The organism is Mailhella massiliensis, from assembly GCF_900155525.1.
Classification (GTDB): domain Bacteria; phylum Desulfobacterota; class Desulfovibrionia; order Desulfovibrionales; family Desulfovibrionaceae; genus Mailhella; species Mailhella massiliensis.
This window is the reverse complement of the sequence record NZ_LT706945.1, coordinates 39,660-56,570: the sequence shown is the minus strand read 5'-3', so window position 1 is coordinate 56,570 and position 16,911 is coordinate 39,660. Positions and strand designations below refer to the sequence as shown.

General features: G+C 60.6%; 13 protein-coding genes. 7 read left to right on the top strand and 6 right to left on the bottom strand.

Translation table 11 applies throughout. The features are described 5' to 3' along the window. Positions 1 to 18 precede the first annotated feature (18 nt). The gene (locus CZ345_RS17775; RefSeq protein WP_077072050.1) at positions 19 to 624 is read right to left on the bottom strand and encodes a BMC domain-containing protein; all 606 of its coding nucleotides are present in this window, start codon (positions 622 to 624) and stop codon (positions 19 to 21) included. Positions 625 to 1,311: 687 nt separating this feature from the next. Here CZ345_RS17775 and CZ345_RS04760 point away from each other — a divergent pair. The 4 genes from CZ345_RS04760 to CZ345_RS04740 all read left to right on the top strand — a co-directional run bounded on the left by CZ345_RS04760 (position 1,312) and on the right by CZ345_RS04740 (position 4,401). Next, the gene (locus CZ345_RS04760; RefSeq protein WP_077072049.1) at positions 1,312 to 2,397 is read left to right on the top strand and encodes an EamA family transporter; all 1,086 of its coding nucleotides are present in this window, start codon (positions 1,312 to 1,314) and stop codon (positions 2,395 to 2,397) included. A 3-nt stretch (positions 2,398 to 2,400) separates the two neighbouring features. Continuing rightward, positions 2,401 to 2,664 carry a hypothetical protein gene (locus tag CZ345_RS04755; RefSeq protein WP_077072048.1) on the top strand — a complete coding sequence of 88 codons (264 nt, stop codon included), beginning with the start codon at positions 2,401 to 2,403 and terminating at the stop codon, positions 2,662 to 2,664. A gap of 38 nt (positions 2,665 to 2,702) precedes the next feature. Then, positions 2,703 to 3,797, top strand: a complete 1,095-nt coding sequence (locus tag CZ345_RS04750; RefSeq protein ID WP_077072047.1) for an HAD family hydrolase — start codon at positions 2,703 to 2,705, stop codon at positions 3,795 to 3,797. A 259-nt stretch (positions 3,798 to 4,056) separates the two neighbouring features. Next, positions 4,057 to 4,401, top strand: a complete 345-nt coding sequence (locus CZ345_RS04740) for a DMT family transporter (RefSeq protein WP_077072045.1) — start codon at positions 4,057 to 4,059, stop codon at positions 4,399 to 4,401. Positions 4,402 to 4,696: 295 nt separating this feature from the next. Here the strand turns inward: CZ345_RS04740 and CZ345_RS04735 are convergent, their stop codons facing one another. The 5 genes from CZ345_RS04735 to CZ345_RS17345 all read right to left on the bottom strand — a co-directional run bounded on the left by CZ345_RS04735 (position 4,697) and on the right by CZ345_RS17345 (position 12,251). Further along, a complete protein-coding gene (locus CZ345_RS04735) occupies positions 4,697 to 5,710 on the bottom strand; it encodes an ATPase P (RefSeq protein ID WP_077072044.1) in 1,014 nt (337 codons plus the stop codon). 93 nt (positions 5,711 to 5,803) lie between these two features. Then, positions 5,804 to 7,249 (bottom strand): carbon starvation CstA family protein, encoded by a 1,446-nt coding sequence (locus tag CZ345_RS04730; RefSeq protein WP_077072043.1) that lies wholly within the window; start codon positions 7,247 to 7,249, stop codon positions 5,804 to 5,806. A gap of 524 nt (positions 7,250 to 7,773) precedes the next feature. Further along, positions 7,774 to 8,277, bottom strand: coding sequence for a GNAT family N-acetyltransferase (locus CZ345_RS04725; protein ID WP_204224226.1), 504 nt, complete (start codon positions 8,275 to 8,277; stop codon positions 7,774 to 7,776). 141 nt (positions 8,278 to 8,418) lie between these two features. Then, complete coding sequence (locus tag CZ345_RS04720; protein ID WP_077072042.1) at positions 8,419 to 9,471, bottom strand: radical SAM protein; 1,053 nt, start codon at positions 9,469 to 9,471, stop codon at positions 8,419 to 8,421. A gap of 110 nt (positions 9,472 to 9,581) precedes the next feature. Then, entirely contained in the window at positions 9,582 to 12,251 is a 2,670-nt protein-coding gene (locus CZ345_RS17345) for a TraB/GumN family protein (RefSeq protein WP_239446616.1), read from the bottom strand. 139 nt (positions 12,252 to 12,390) lie between these two features. On the opposite strand from CZ345_RS17345, the gene pap reads away from it, so the two are divergent. The 3 genes from pap (at position 12,391) to CZ345_RS04690 (ending at position 16,895) form a co-directional block, all read left to right on the top strand. Then, complete coding sequence (gene pap / locus CZ345_RS04700) at positions 12,391 to 13,947, top strand: polyphosphate:AMP phosphotransferase (protein ID WP_239446615.1); 1,557 nt, start codon at positions 12,391 to 12,393, stop codon at positions 13,945 to 13,947. A gap of 142 nt (positions 13,948 to 14,089) precedes the next feature. Beyond that, positions 14,090 to 15,274, top strand: coding sequence for an amidohydrolase (locus CZ345_RS04695; protein ID WP_077072041.1), 1,185 nt, complete (start codon positions 14,090 to 14,092; stop codon positions 15,272 to 15,274). Between the two features lie 103 nt (positions 15,275 to 15,377). Further along, positions 15,378 to 16,895: an AbgT family transporter gene (locus CZ345_RS04690; protein WP_077072040.1), complete on the top strand. Its 1,518-nt coding sequence runs from the start codon at positions 15,378 to 15,380 to the stop codon at positions 16,893 to 16,895. Positions 16,896 to 16,911 lie beyond the last annotated feature (16 nt).

Here is a 16,911-nt window from a genome sequence, read left to right as displayed (position 1 = left end):
TCCGGTGGGGGAACGCCGTCAGGCAAGAAGATTCTCGATGGCGTAGCGGCGCGTCATCTTCACCAGATCCCTGTGCGGGGTGGGAATGACGCAGGAGCTGTACACGGAAGCCCCCATGGCCTCCACGGCCTTGATGCCCGCGGCCACGGCGGCCTTGCAGGCCGCGACGTCGCCCTGCGTGAGCACCGAAATATAGCCGGAAGCCACGTTCTCGTACCCGATGAGTTCCACATCGGCGGCCTTGATCATGGCGTCGGCGGCCTCAAGCATGTACACGATGCCGAAAGTCTCGATGAGCGCAAGAGAACGGAGCGGAGGATCGACGGGTTCGTCGAGAACGCTGTGCACCATGGCGATATCGCCCACACCGCGCACGGGGCGGGGCATCACGTTGTGCGCCGTCAGCTTGCCTATGGAAGAAGCCGCGGCCCGGCCCGCCTCCACGGAGGCGCGAACCGCCGCCACATCGCCCTTGACCATGATGGTCACCAGCGTGGAGCCTACGTTTTCATAGGAGAAAAGCTGGACATCGGCGGCCTTCAGCATGGCATCCGCGCCGTAGATGGCAGGAACCATCCCAAGGGTTTCAATGAGGCCCATGGCCTCTTCAGCGTGATACCTCATACTCTCTCCATCCGGTTCGGAATTTCTGTTCAAGCCGGAACAGACCCGGCGAAAACCTGTTTTGGATAGTATGATCATCATAGCCTTTCCCTATAGGGGAAGGTCAAGAACATTTCCCCGAAAAGCGCCGAAGAGAAAAAAAAACGTCCAGAGCGTTCAAAGGCAAGGAAACTCACGCTGTTGCGGCGTTTTCAAAAAAACTGTTTGTTTATTCATTCAAGGTAGATGGAAAAGATTCCTCCGCCCTTTTCCGGCAAATATTACGCCAATATTAAGTTTTTTTTCTCACATGGGAAAAGGGAACAGCCTATAATATCAGGCAAAAAAATTTTTCTCTCCGAGAGGCGGTGAAAGAACGCCTTTCCTTGTGAAAATCGGGGTTGACCTTTCCCCTAGGGGAAAGGTTATTCTATACATGATTACGCCAACATGTGTTTTTTACAGGATTAATCCTGAAGGTTCCCCGAAGGGAAGAGTCTCAGGGCTTCCCCTTGACGGAAAGCTCTTTCCGAAAAAAAGGAGCCGAAGGCATTTCGATGCGCCTTCTCCCCGAGGGGAAGGTTTGCCCCGGAAAAACGGCTTCGCGGCTGTCCGCCGCGGCGCTGCACGATAAGGCCCGCAATTATTTAAGGATGCAGGCACCCCCCACGGCGGCGGTGCAAAAGCGTTCCAAACCGAGGAGGACACATGGCGCAGACAAGCGGCGCACCGAACCAGGCTGCGGCAGCGGCAAAGAAAAGGCTTGCGGACGGCTTCCGGCGCAGGGGCATCATCACCGCCATCATGTCGGGCGTCACCTACGGCAACTACACGGCGTTCATGACGCTCGCCATGTCCGTAGGCATCTGGACCTCATGGTACGGTGAGAACTCAGGCTTCACGCCCTTTGCCGTGGCCTTCATGCTGAGCGCCCTCGGCGCGGCCCTCACCGACACCTTCAGCGCCGCATGGGCCCTGCTCATCGCCGCATGGAAAGGCAAACTCGGCGACTTCGGCCGCAGCTTCAAGACCAAACCCGGCGCCATTCTCGCCTGCGCCGCCCTCATAGGCGGCCCCTTCGCCTCCACGGCCTACGTCATAGGCCTTCAGCAGGCCGGGTCCATCGTGGTGCCTATCAGCGCCCTGTGCCCCGCCATCGGCGCGATTCTCGCCCGCATACTGTTCAAGCAGCCCCTTACGCCGCGCATGATGCTCGGCATCGTCATCTGCTTCGGGGCCAGCGCTCTCATCGGCATGTCCAGCATGGGCGGCACGGAAGCGCATCCCAACATGATGCTGGGCCTTCTGTTCGGCTTCGGCGCGGCGCTCGGCTGGGGCATCGAAGGGTGCGTGGGCGGCTATGCCTCCTCCATGATCGATCCTGAAGTGAGCATCGCCATCCGCGAAGTGACCAACGGTCTTTCCAACCTCATCATCATGGTTCCCATCCTCGCCATGATCGGCGGCGCGGACGGCTTTGCCGTCATTACTCAGGCCCTGCTCGACACCGAATCGCTCAAGTTCTTCGTCGTCGGCGGCTTCGCCTGCTACTGGGGCTTCATGCTCTGGTACAAGGGCAACGCCATGTGCGGCGCGGCCCTCGGCATGGCCTGCAACGGCATGTTCTCCTTCTGGGGGCCCTTCTTCTGCTGGATCTGGATCGGCCTCGTGTTCGGCATCGACGGCTGGGACATGCCCCTCATCGCCTGGATCGCCGCCATCCTCATGATCATCGGCATCTTCACCATCGCCACCAATCCCCTGGCGTTCTTCACGAAGAAGAAGGAGGGCTGAACCATGATGCCTCTGAACTTCGCCATTCTCAAGCTCTTCACCAACGGACAGGAAGCCTGCCCCGAAAACGTGATCGAAGCGCTCAAGCCCGAATACGGCAGCTTCAAGGCACTCAACAAGGAAGACGTGCTCACCGCCCTCATGACGGCGGAATCCAACGGTCTGCTCGAGGAGTCGCGTTTCGACCTTGATGAAAACGGAGAAGTGCGTGTGTTCTTCCGCGCCGGAGCGGAAGCCATCGCCACCATCAACAACTACATCAGGTAACAGGACCCGGAATTCACACCCTAGCTCTGGAGGTCTCCATGACGATCAAGAAACTTCTCAATGCTCTGCTTGCCTCCGCCTTCTGCTGCGCCATGATGGTCGGCAGCGCGAACGCGGCCACCGAACTCAAGCACTGGCCCAAGGAAGCCCGCGCTCAGATCGAAGCCATGATTCAGGCCAACGCCCATCAGGGCCAGTACGCCACCTTCGACATGGATCAGACCACCTACCGCTACGACCTTCTGGACCCGCTGCTGGCCTACATGGATCAGAAGGGACTGCTGACCCGCGACACCATGGATCCGTCCCTGAAGCTCATCCCCTTCAAGGACAGCCCGGACTTCAAGGGCGGCAAGGAAAACATGACGAGCTACTACTGGCGTCTGTGCGAAATGCACGACCTCATCAGCTACCCCTGGGCTTCGCAGATCTTTGCCGGCTTCACGCTGAAGGAACTCAAGCAGAACCTCGATGAAATGCTGGCCCTCAAGAAGCCCATCGAACGCCAGGTATGGGACGGCGACAAGGTCGTCACCGTGAAGCTTCCCATCCCCAAGATGTTCCGCGGCATGCAGGAACTCTATGCCAAGCTGCGTGAAAACGGCATCGACGTGTACATCATGACCGCCGCTCACGAAGAAATCATCCGCATGGTGGCCTGCGATCCCAAGTACGGCTACAACATAGATCCTGAAAAGGTCATCGGCGTGACCGTGCTGCTCAAGGACCCCAAGACCGGCGAGCTCACCAACTCCCGCATGCAGATCCGCGAAGGCAAGTTCGATCCCAAGAAGAACATGGACCTCGTGACCACGTCCTTCCTCACCAACCCCATGACCTGGTTTGAAGGCAAGCAGGGTTCCACCATCGGTTACATCAACCAGTGGCAGCGTCCCATCATGGCCGGCGGCGACTCCACCGGTTCCGACACCTACATGCTGGAAAGCGTGAACGTGGAACGCGGCGGCCTCAAGCTGTGGATCAACCGCAAGCCCGGCGACCCCAAGAAGGACAAGAAGGCCATGTGGACCATCGACCATGCCGAAAAGTCCGCTCAGCAGCAGAACGAGCTGAACATGCCCGTGACCGCCAACAAGAACTGGATCTTCATCGATCCTGAAACCATCCAGTAACCCGGCATTCATCACCGCGCGCCCGCTTCCGAAAGGAGGCGGGCGCCTTCGCGTCCGCATTCCGTTCCCGAAAGCATGGGACGCATCCGAACTTCCCACCGTATGTTCCGCCCGGCAAGGCGCGAGTCTCTCGCGCCTTCATGCGTTTTCGCGGATGACGGAGGCCGCAGCCCTCCCTGCCCGTGAGATGCCTCACGCTTTTCCATCTGTCCGGTTCACCGGGCAGCAACGCCTTCTCTTCCCCCCTCAGGAGAAAACCATGCGCGGAGCCTTCATCACCTACGGCCTTCTGGTCATCGCCATTCTGGCCGAGACCTTCGCCACCTCCTGCCTGAACGCATCCAGGCAGTTCACCAGGCCTCTGCCCACTCTGTGCTGCATCGCAGGCTACATCGTTTCCTTCTACACCTTCTCCCATGTGCTCAAGTCCATGCCCGTGGGCATTGCCTACGCCATCTGGTGCGCGCTCGGCATCGTGCTCATCTCCGCCGTGGGCGTTTTCTACTTCAGGCAGCATCTGGATCTGCCCGCCTACATCGGGCTCGGACTCATCATCGCGGGCGTGGCGGTCATCAATCTCTTTTCCGACTCCGTAAGGCACTGAGTCCGCCTTCCGCGGTTCTTCATCCCCCGCATCCGGGACCGGGCCTTGCCGGAACATCTCCCCGCTTCAAAGACGCCGTTTTCCCCGTTCCCCGCCCCGGGCATGAGTCTGCCCGGCCTTTCGCCGCATACCGGCACGCCGCGCTCTCCACGCTTCTTTCCGGCGGCTTTTCTCCCCCGCAGTCCTTCCTTTTCCGTCTCCGCTCCGCAGCCTCCGCCGGAACGCGCCCTCCAGGAAAAAAAGAAGACCGCGCTCCCGGAGGAACGCGGCCTTCTTCGTCGGAAGAAAGACTCCGCTACTCGTAGTTTTCCAGAAGGAACATGGGCTTGACGGCCACCACCTCATCGTACTCCGTCTGGCTGACGCGCACGCTGGAATTGAGGGACTTCAGAACGGCCTTCATGTCCTCATAGGCTTCGGGCACGGTTTCGGAACGGCCTTCGCGTATGGAACGGATCATCCGCGCAAGCGTGGCCGGATGAGCATAACGGGCGGGAAGAGGAAAATCCGGGTAGGTGGAAATATATTCCTGCACATCGGCACGCGCCTTGTCCAGCGCTGCGATGATGGCCCGGCGGTTGTTGCGGGCCGTAGGCAGCACGTTGGCCCCGGCGAAGAAAAAGAGCGCGGCCAGACCGACAAGGGTGATGTACAGTCCGTAGTCCCCGGAACCGGTCGACCAGACGTACACGCCGTACACGGAAGCGGCGAGCGCAAGGCAGAATATGGCCAGCGCCACCCACTTGTGCATGGGGTTCGTCATCTGATCCACGCGCCGGGCCTTGCTTGCGGCGGCAAGGCGCGTGGCAAGATCGGGACGCTCCTCCAAAAAGGCCTTCGCGCGGCGCAGCTTCTCCAGACTTGCCTGAGCCTCCGGGGAAAGATTCTTCCTGTATCGGGCCTCCTCTTCGGCCCTGGCCTCGGCAAGCCTTCTCGCCGCAGCTTCGGACATGGTCCTGATATGGGGAAAACGGCGCTGTATCTCGGCAATCATCATGTCCACATGGCGTTCGTGCTTGAAGGTGCACTGCACGCTCTCGCCCCTGCCGTATTCCACCACGAGGTAGGGAATGGAACCGAAAATGCCCTTGCCGGTAAACGCTCCCTTGCTCATGGCAACGCGCTTGTAGGCCCTGCGGATATTGGATACCGGCACATAGAAGCGGCGGTCGAGAAAAAGGCTGTTCAGATACAGGGCCTTCGCGCCTACGCCGCAGGGGCCGAACACCAGACAGGCCTTCCGGTCTTCCCTGAGTTCCCGGTCGTCCAGACCGGCATCGCCCAGCTTCGCGGGTTTGAAATACAGCATCGTCAACTCCGAAAAGAGGTTTTCCCGCCGGAAGCGGGAAAAGAAAAAGGGGCCGCCGTTCGCGCGGCGGCCCCGGGTCAGGCTACGGGTTCATCAGGCCTGCTTCTTCGTCGCACGGAGGAAGAGACCGAGGAACAGCACGGCAGCGGCGATGCCCAGAATGTAGGCCACGCTGACGGGCAGCTTCACGATGAGGCCGAGGCATTCGGGAGCCATGCAGAAGTAGGTGATGGACACGGCGCTCATGAAGGTGGCGGGCACGGCGGTGATCCAGTAGTTCTTCTTGTTGAGGAAGAGGTACATGGAGGCGGCCCACAGAACGATCATGGCCAGAGTCTGGTTGGTCCAGCTGAAGTAACGCCACACGATGGAGTAGTCGAGCTGGCTGATGAGGGCGCCGGCGCCGAGCAGCGGCACGCAGAAGATGAGGCGGTTCTTGTAGCTGGTCTGGTTGACCTTGAACCAGTCGGCCAGCACCAGACGGGCGGAACGGAAGGCCGTGTCGCCGGAGGTGATGGGGCAGGCGATGACGCCGACCATGGCGAGGCCGATGCCTATGCCGCCCATGGTCTTGCTGCACACGTCGTAAATGGCGGCGGACTGGCCGGAACCGAGGCTGGCCAGCAGGCCGGTGGTCTGACCGTTGGTGATTTCGTAGATGGAGCAGCCGGCGGCGGCCCAGATGAGGGCGATGATGCCTTCACACACCATGGCGCCGTAGAACACGAAACGGCCCTGATGTTCGCTCTTCATGCAGCGGGCCATGAGGGGCGACTGCGTGGCATGGAAGCCGGAGATGGCGCCGCAGGCCACGGTGATGAACATGAAGGCCCAGATGGGCGTGCCCTTGGGATGCATGTTGGTGAAGTTCTCCCAGATTTCGGGAATCTGGTATTCGGGGCTGATGACGATGCCCGCGCCCACGCCCACGGCCATGATGATCAGGCAGATACCGAAGAGGGGGTACACCTTGCCGATGATCTTGTCGATGGAAATGAAGGTGGCGATGAAGTAATAGGTCAGCACGACGACCAGCCAGAAGGAGGCGTTGAGCATGATGCCCGTGGCGCCCGCTTCGCTGCACAGCTTGACGATGAGGCCGGCGGGGCCGACGGCGAACACGGTACCCACCATGACGAGCAGCACCACGGAGAACACGCGCATGATGGTCTTCATGGTGGAGCCGAGGTAGATGCCGGTGATTTCGGAAACCGAAGCGCCGTTGTTGCGCTCGCTGGTCATGCCGGAGAAGAAGTCATGCACGGCACCGGCGAAAATGGTGCCGAAGGTGATCCACAGAAAGACCACGGGACCCCAGAGAGCGCCCTGCAGAGCGCCGAAGATGGGGCCGAGACCGGCGATGTTCAGAAGCTGGATAAGAAAAAGCTTCCACTGGGGAAGCACCACATAGTCGACGCCGTCGTTGATGACCACGGCGGGAGTTTCCCGGTCGTCAGGACCAAAGGTGCTCTCTACCAGCTTGCCGTAGGTAAAGTAGCCTATGATCAGAAGAGCCAGGCACAGAAAGAAGCTAACCATACAAACAACCTCTCCTATGGCGGACCCTCGCCGCACAACCACGCACGGGGAAGTTTTCCGCCGGATCTCAAACGCAGAACCGGACATGGCACGCCCCCCGACGCCCATGTTTCGCAACGGAATTTTCCGTTGCGCGGGTCTTTGCCGCTACGGACGGGAAGCCCTGCCGTTTCTGCTCCAAAGGCAAGTAGACCAGCTGAAAAATTTATGCAAGAAGGTCAGGCGGGCGATACTGCTCCCTTTTGTGCAAAAAAAATCATAATCCGGCAAGCTTATCTCTCTTTTCCTCAAATTAAGAAAAATTAACTTTTCCGGGCGGCTCCGGAGCCTTCGGGAGGTTCCGACATCGCCCTTTTTTCTTCTCTTTTGTGCAAAACGACGCGGCTTCTCCGAAACAACAGAAGCAGGAACGCTCCGCAACCCTCTTTTTTCCCCGAATTAAAAGTCTTCGGCAAATTTTTCCGAAAAAGAAAGAATACGCTTCCGCCCCGTGCGAAACCCGCCGCAGCGCGGAACCTTCCTCCTTATCCGCCGCGGGAAGAGGAAAAGCTCAGCCGCATCTGATGCCACACCACGTTCCCATGGGTGGAGCCGGAAACGCCCTCGTCCGCAAAGCCGAAGGAGGCATAGTAGGGAATCATCCTTTCCTTGCAGGTAAGCACCACGCCGAGCTTTCCCTTTTCCCGGGAGGCTTCCACAAGGCTGCGGACAAGCAGGGCTGCGTAGCCCTTTCTTCTGTGTTCCGGCAGGGTGTTCAGGCCGAATATCATCTGCCACTTTCCGTCCCTGCGGTGCAGAGAGGCATTCTTGTACATGTCGTCCGCAAGGTCGGCCTCGTCCGTGGCCATGCCGTCGATGAAGGAAACAAGGGTTCCCTCATCATCGAACAGCAGCCAGAAGTGGTCGGCATAGGCCGCAAGTCTTTCCCGGAAATCCTCTTCCGTGGCGGCCTCCGCTTCCGGGAAGCAGCGTCGTTCCACGGCGGCGATATCCTTGAGGTCGGCCATGGTTGCATGGCGTATGAGCATAGTGACTCCGATGTTTTCTGAGATTGACGAACAGGCGCTTCCTGCAAAAAAGCGCTCCATGTTCCGCATACGGCCATGCGGCAGGGAATGCCCTGTTCCGCAGAAAAGCCGCCAGGCCATGGCGCAGGCCCGCGCAGAAACTCAGCTTCTCAGCGCGCAGGGCGCCTCGAAACGCTTGGCGCAGGAAACGCAGGCGGAAGGCGGTTCAGCCGTCTGCACGGCGGCGCGAAAGGCGGCGTATTCCGGATTTTCCCAGATCTGCACGGGACTTTCTTCATCCACGCTGCCGAAGACGGTACGCCGCTCGTCCTTCTCATCCAGAGGTACGTTCAGGTACACGCAGGGGGAAATGCGCCCTTCGGCATCCACATACATGGTTCTGTGCGCCCTCTCCCGGCAGCAGGGAGCCGGTTCCGGCGCGGGAAGCGACGCATAAAAATCGCGGCCCGAGGCGCGTACCTTCGCCCCCGTTTCCTCCAGAACCACACGCGCGGCCTCTATCTTTTCCCGTTCATGGGGCGCGAAGGCCTCATGCGCCATGTCCGGCGAAGGAATATAGTCCATGGTGCTGACCACGGCCGCATGTACGCCCCACTCGTCCATGAGTTCGGGAAGCCCCCGCACGCCCTCCACCTGCGAGGCGAGCATGAGGTAGGCCAGGTGTATTTCCAGATGCACGGCGTTCTTCTCGCGCCGCACCTTCTGAAGCGTGCGGACCGCCTCCTCCACCCGCGAAAAAGGTACCCCCGCACGGGCTGCATTGCCCGCCTCGTCGGTACCGGTAAGGGAAAAGGCCACGATATCCATGCCGCTTTCCACAATACGCAGGGCAAGTTCCTCATCCATGCGCATACCGCAGGTGGTGGTGGAAACCGCGCACCCGGCACGCCTCGCCAGGGAAACGAAATCCATGAAGTACGGATTCAGAAAGGGTTCCCCCCAGCCCTGCAGATGCACCCTGCCCGTTCTGCACAGAACGGGCCACAACGCGGCAAAGGTTTCCGGGGACATATGACGGCTCTTCCATACGTCCGCGCGCGTGGTGTGCGGACAGTACACGCATTTTCCCATGCAGCACGAGGTTACTTCCACCTGCAGGCATTCCATCCCTCGCGGGTGAAAGAACTCGCGTATATCCTGCCACAGCCCGGGCGCGCGGAACTGCGAAAACAGCGCTTCAACCTTTGAAGGCATACATTCCCCCTGGAAAATACTCCGTAAAAACCGTCTCCGGCAATCAAGACCCGAAGCGTCTCCTCTCCGGTCATTGCCGGAGACGTGGCTTCCCCGCCGAAGCGGCCGTCCTATACGGTCCAGCTCGTTTCAAAATGCGGCATGGCAAGGCAGGCCCCCCACTTCTTTTTAAAGAAGGTGATGCCGCCGTCGATACCGAGGCCGAGGTTCAGCGTGCTCTGCCCCCGCCGTTCCGCCTCATCGGCAAGGGCGCGCAAAAGCGCGTCGCTCACGCCGGGCGGACAGTCGTCCTGCCGGAAGGCGAACATGTAAAAAGCGGTGCTCAACGCGCTGTAATCCCCTACGGCCATGGCAAGAAGCCTTCCCGATGCGTCGCGTGCGGAAAAAAGCAGCGCGTCGGGGCAGGAACGCACGTACGCGCCCACACGGCCGAAAATATGCCGCGTGCCGGGGGCGAGAGTGCGTACCTTGAGATAATGATCCACCAGCATATCGTGTTCGGCCCCCCATTCCTCCACGGCTATGGAAGCTTCGCGTTCCGCCCGGCGCAGCATGTTGCGCAGCTTCTGCCCCGGCGTATGCGGCAGCTTCACGCACCACCACGCGTCGCGTTCGACCACGGCCTGCCCGGGCGCGGCGGCGGGAATGGTCGGAGCCAGCACCGTAATACGCCGAAGATCGGGCATGGCCAGCGCACAGGCAACGGCCTTTTCCAGCCTCTGAGCATACGCTTCGCTCTCCAGCGGGAAGGCGGCAAGCTCGTCTTCCGAGGGGAAGGCGATCAGCGTGCAGCTGTCGGCCGTGGTCCATGCGGCAAAGCCTTCGCAGGATTGCAGCCTGCGGCCGGAAACCGCCCGCACATAGGATGGAATCTGTTCGGGAACGAGAGCGCGCGCCCCGAGGTCGGCCAGCGCACGGCGCGCACGGCCGGACAGAGGGCCGTGCGAGGCCGCGGGCCGCCCCGTGGTCCGGGAAACGGTGCCTTGCAGCGCATGGGAACGCACGTTCTCGGGCGCCTTTTCCCATACGGGAGCATCCGGGTTGCCGGGCAGAACCACGGAATCGTCGCGCCGTATCCATGCGGAGAAACGGTGCTTCCAGGTAGGCAGCACCCTCGTCAGGGTAAAGCCGTCCTCCGCCAGCATGTGGCGCAGATTGATCATGTGCGCGGCCCCCACGAATACGGCCGTGCCGCCCCGTTCGATATAGGGCCGCATTCTCTCGCGGAAACGCTGATCGCGCACGCTGATGATGGTGCCCGTACGGGTGGGGAATTCCGCGCTCGTCCCCATCATCCCCATGAGGTCGCCCGCAAGATAGCGGTTGCAGTTGCTCTTCATGAGCGTCGGCCAGAAGGAACAGTCCTTCATGAACTTCACGATGCGGGGCATGGGAGCCGATTCCAGAGAAGCGATCTGCTCGGCGAGACTTTCCATGCCCATGACCGACTTGCCCATGTCCAGAGCGGTGTTCCACACCTCAAGATCCACGGAGTTGGTCCAGCCGTTGCGTTCCAGATACGCCGTCCACAAGGCGAAGAAGGCATACCACTGGCGGCTTTCGGCAAGCACCTGCCGCACGTCCAGCGTGCGGGGCTTCTGCCAGCCGCCGAGCCTCGCCCAGAATCCTTCCGGCCCGTACACCGTGCGCTCAAGACGGCGTATGTCCTCTTCGGAAAGATGCCGTATCACCCTGTCCGCATCCGGCTCCGGCGTGCGGCCTATGCGGGCCACCTCATCCATGCTCTCGGAATCGATGGGACCTTCCAGAAGCACGGTATCCACGTTCTCGAAAAGACGACGCAGGGAATATTCAAAGGAACAGCAGAAGAAATGGGCCGAGCCGCCTATCCAAGAGGTACGGCCGTTCTTGTCCAGCCGCCAGAGCATGGCGCAGGGACGCTGCCGGGGCAGAGCGTCGAAGAACTTCCAGCGCGAAACGTCGCCTCCGCCGGAGGCCATGTTTCTGGCCAGAAGAGCCGCCATCTCGGAAAAGGCGTTCTCCCCGTGCGCGGAGGAAGGCTGCCAGACGGCGAGTTCATACGTTGCGTCCCGCACGCCGCCCCACTTGCGCTTGAAGCGGGTAATGCCCTCGTTCACGCCGAGTCCGAGGAGTATGGAACGCCGGCCCTCCGCACGGGCGCGCTCCAGCATTTCGGCAAAAAGCAGATCCGGCGCGTGGGGAACATAGTGCGTTTTGGAATGCGCGCCCAGCACATAGCTTACGCAGTCGGGCAGGGAGTAATCCAGAAGAAGGCAGGCCGCAAGCTGGCCCTCCGCATCCCAGGCGTTCAGAAGCCTGAGGTCCGCTCCCTTGTTCAGGGCCTGCGCCGTGCCCGAATAGAGCTGACGGATACGCGGAGGAAGCGGGATTCTCCCCAGAAATTCGGCCCACAGACGCCGGTGCTCCGACGTGAAAAGGCGCGTTTCGTCCACGACAAGGCTTTCTCGGGCATGACGCACCGGCCCGCGCAGGCGGGAAGGCACGGGGGAATCCGCCGGAAGAATGTAGTACACGTCCCTGTCCTGCACATGAGGCTTCAGGCTTTCGGGCATCTTCGGGGCTATGGCGAAGCAGTCCGCGGGCTTTTCGCGCCGGACGGCCTCCTCCAGCGCCTTTTCAAAACGCCCGGGGCTCTCCTCCCCGTCCAGACAGTAGCCTATGGCCATGAGCCAGTCGTCCGCAGCGACGAACACATAGCCGTCCAGCTCGAAGGAACGGCCTGACGAAAAGGCCTCCAGAAGGGGGCGCGAATGTTCGGGAACATGTACTGCCGGCATATACACTCCTTGGGCACGCTTGTGACGAATATGCCATAACGCCTCCCGGGGGTAAAGAAGACGCCCCGCCCGGAGGGGGAAAATCACGGCGGACTTCTGCCCTTGCCCTTTCAAAACGGGGCGGATACAGTGAAAAAGCATGAAAAGACGTCCCGATGCATCGGGCAGAAAAAGCGAGGTTCCCATGTTTGAAAACGTCGTGCTCGGCAGGCGTTGCAGCGACAAGAAATTCAAGGAGGAAGCGCCCGTTCTGCGCATGAAGCTCTTTGAGGCGCAACGCCGCTGCCTCAAGAAAAACATCCCGCTGCTCATCACCGTCGCAGGCGTGGACGGCGCAGGGCGCGGCGCCGTGATCAATCTGCTCTCGGAATGGATGGACAACAAGCATGTGCACAACCATGTGTTTTGGATGGAAACCGACGACGAGCGCGAACGCCCCCGCGACTGGCGCTACTGGCTGAGATTTCCCGAAGCCGGTTCCGTCGGCGTGTTCTTCGGCGGCTGGTACGGGGCAGCCATGCGTCTGTTCTGCACAGGCGAGATGAGCGAAATGGAGTTCGATTCCCGTATGCATCATTACCGGGGGCTGGAAGAAAGCCTCGCCGCCTCCGGCATGGCCATGGCCAAGATATGGCTGCATCTGGATAAAAAGGAACACGCCGAACGCCTCAGAAAAAGGCTGGAACACAGGCAGGTGCGCCACTTCACCCCCTACGACAAAAAAGCCTCGGAAAACTACGAGGCCCTTGCCTCCGCTGCTTCCCGGGCCATCACCCTGACGGACCGCTCCTTTGCCCCGTGGATCATCGTGGATGCGGCGGACGCCCATTACCGGGATCTTGCCGTGGCTCGCGCCGTCATTGCCGCAGTGGAAAGGGCCGAAGCCGAACAGGAGGCCAGAAACGCACGCCCGAAGGAGGAACCCTCCACCAGGGAAAACGTGATCTCCACGCTGGACGCCATAGACCTCAGCGTCAGGGCCGACCCCGCAACCTATAAGAAGGAACTGGAAGACCTTCAGGACGAACTGCGCGAGCTCACCTATCAGGCATGGAAAAAGGGAATTTCCAGCACCATCGTCTTCGAAGGATGGGACGCCGCAGGCAAGGGCGGCTGCATACGCCGCCTCATGGCCGGCATCGACGCCCGCATCAGCCGGGCCATCCCCATAGGCGTACCCACCGACGAAGAGCTTGCCCACCATTATCTGTGGCGTTTCTGGCGGCATATTCCCCGCGCGGGCTTCGTTACCGTGTACGATCGTTCCTGGTACGGCCGCGTGCTGGTGGAACGCGTGGAAGGTCTGACGGCACAGGAGGACTGGAGCCGCGCCTATGCGGAAATCAATCTCTTCGAGGAGCAGCTCACCGCAGACGGCAACGTGCTGGTGAAGTTCTGGCTGCACATGTCTCCCGACGAACAGCTGCGCCGCTTCAAGGAGCGCGAGGAAACGCCGTGGAAGCAGTACAAGATAACCCCCGACGACTGGCGCAACCGCGAACGCTGGCCCGACTATGTGCGCGCCGCCGATGAAATGTTCCTGAGAACAAGCACGAATTACGCCCCCTGGCACATCATAGCGGCCGAAGACAAGAAGGCCGCTCGCCTTGCGGTGCTGCGCACCTGTCGCGACGCCCTGAAAAACGCGCTGAAAAATGCGGAAGGGAAAAAGAAGAAACACCGCCCGGAAAAATAGCTGGCCAGAAAAAAAGCAGAAAAGGAGCGCTCCGTACCGAAACAATTTCGGACCAAAAGAGCGCTCTTTTTCTTGCCACCTCAGCTATTAATGAGTAATCTGCCTAGAACTTTCCGTACCTACGCCGTTCAAAGGAGGCCCCATGCCTGAACTCTCTCCAGAGAAGCGTCTTTTGCTCGATGAGATCGAAAACATTTCCACGCAGATGAAGGACATAGCCTCCGCCATCTTCGACGAACCGGAACTCGGCTATCAGGAATTCAAATCTTCCGCCCGCCTGGCAGATTTTCTGGAAGCAAACGGCTTCCGCGTCGAGCGCAATCTGCTCGACATGCCCACGGCGTTCCATGCCGTGGCCGGTTCGGAAGCCGGGCCGAAAGTCGCCTTTCTTGCGGAATTCGACGCTCTGCCCGGCCTCGGGCACGCCTGCGGGCACAACCTCTTCGGCATGGCCGCCTGCGGTGCGGCCGTAGCTCTTGCCCGCCATCTCCCCGCCGGGAGCGTGCATGTGTTCGGCACCCCGGCCGAAGAAGGCAATGTGAAGAACGCCGGCGGCAAGGTGCCCATGTCCGATGCGGGGCTCTTCGACGATATGGACGCCGTGATTGCCGCCCATGCCGAAGGCCGCACCATACTCAAGCAGCAGCTCATTTCCCGCGCCAACCTTGAAATGGACTTCCACGGAAAGGCCGCCCATGCCGCAGGCGCGCCGGAAAAGGGCATCAACGCCATGGACGCCGCGGCTCTCGCCGTCATGGGCATCAACAGCCTGCGTCAGCACATGACGCACGACGTACGCATTCACGGCCTGCTCACCGATACCGGAACCTCCATCAACACCATTCCCGAATTCGCCCGCCTGCGCTACGGCGTACGGGCACGCAGGCCCGAAACCCTCGACAGCACCATCGAACGCGTGGTCAACTGCGCACGCTGCTGCGCCGAGGCTCTCGGCTGCACCTTCTCCTGGCGGCATTCCGCGCATCCCTACTACACCATGAGGCACAACATGCCCCTGCTGCACGCCTTCGCCGCCAACCTCGACCTCCTCGGAGAAAGCTACATCGAGGAAGTGCAGAGCAGCTACTCCACCGACATGGGCAACGTCAGCTTCAAGGCGCCTTCCATCCATCCCTACATTTCCATCGGCGGCGCGCACCTCGTGGGCCATACTCCGGCTTTTGCGGAAGCCTGCCGCTCCGAAGGCGGCAACAAGGGCATGTTCACGGCGGCAAAGGCCATGGCCATGACGGGCTATGACGTCATCACCGACCCCGAGCTTCGCAAAACCTCGCGCGACGCCTTCAATACTCCCGACGTCGACTGACTTTTTTTCCATGATTTCAGGCATCACGTCGCAAAGAGTCTTTGCGGCGTGATGCTTTTGCACATTTTTCCCTCCATTTCAACATGCCAAGGAGCTCCAGGCTATGGCGAAAGAACAGATTGAAAATCTCTCCGGCATACTCGGCTTCATAGAACGGGCCGGCAACCGGCTTCCCCACCCCGTCACCATCTTTCTGATCCTCACGCTGGTGGTCATGGTGCTTTCCTTCCTGCTGCAGGGAACGCCCATGGTCGATCCCAAGGGCAAGGCCCTGGTGGTGAAGAGCCTCGCCTCGGCCGACGGCCTGACGTGGTTCCTCAAAAGCTGCGTGGACAACTTCGTGAAGTTCAAACCGCTGGGCCTGGTGCTCGTCATGATGCTGGGCCTCGGCGTGGCGGAAGAAATCGGTCTTCTTTCCGCCGTACTGCGCGGCAGCATTCTCAGCGCTCCCCGCAGCATGGTGACGGCCATCATCGCCTTCTGCGGCGTAATCGGCAACATGGCCTCCAGCGCGGCCTTCGTGGTGGTGCCTCCCCTCGGCGCCATGATCTTCAAGGGGCTCGGCCGCAATCCTCTGGCAGGCATGGCCACGGGCTTTGCAGGCTGCGCCGCCGGGCTCAACGCCAACATTCTTGTGGTGGGCACCGACGTGGGCCTTGCCGCCATCACCCAGCAGGCCGCACAGATCATCGATCCGTCCTTCACCGTGCACCCCGCCGTGAACTGGTACTTCATGGCCGCTTCCACCTTCGTGGTCACGGCGGTCATCGTATTCCTCACGGAAAAATTCGTCGAACCGCGCCTTGAAGGCGTGGCCATGCACGAAGGCGCCATGGAAACCGAAGACATGTCCCTCACGGATGAAGAACGCCGCGGCCTGCGCGCGGCCCTCATCGGCGGCGTGGTCTACCTTGTTCTCGTGCTGCTCACCGTGGTTCCCGAACAGGGCATACTCCGCAATCCCAAGACCGGCGGCATCGTGCCTTCCCCCTTCCTCGACTCTCTCGTGCCCATTCTCCTCGGCTTCTTCCTCGCCGTTTCCATCCCCTACGGCGTGAGCACCCGCAGCATCCGCAACGACAAGGACGTGGTGCGCTACATGAGCCGTTCCATGAGGGAATTCGCCCCCTTCATCGTGCTCTGCTTCGCCGCCGGGCAGTTCGTGTCCAGCTTCGCCTACACGAACCTCGACATGTATCTTTCCATCCAGGGCGCGAACTTCCTCAATCATACGGGATTCTCCGGTATTCCCCTCGTCGTGTCCTTCCTCATCCTCACGGCCTGCATCAACTTCTTCATAGGCAGCGCCATGGCCAAGTGGGCTCTGCTCGCCCCCATCTTCGTGCCCATGCTCATGCAGATGCAGCTTTCCCCCTACTTCATTCAGGCCGCCTACCGTGTGGCCGACTCCACCACCAACGCCATTTCGCCTCTCGAACCCTTCATGGCCTTCGTCATCGGCGTGGCGCAGAAGTATGCGAAAAACGCCGGACTCGGCACCATCATTTCTCTGATGCTGCCCTACGCTCTCGGCATACTCTTCTTCTGGGGCCTGTTCCTCATCATCTGGATGCAGCTTGATCTGCCTCTGGGCCCGGGAGCTCCCGTCTATCTGCCGTAATGCACATCATACGCCC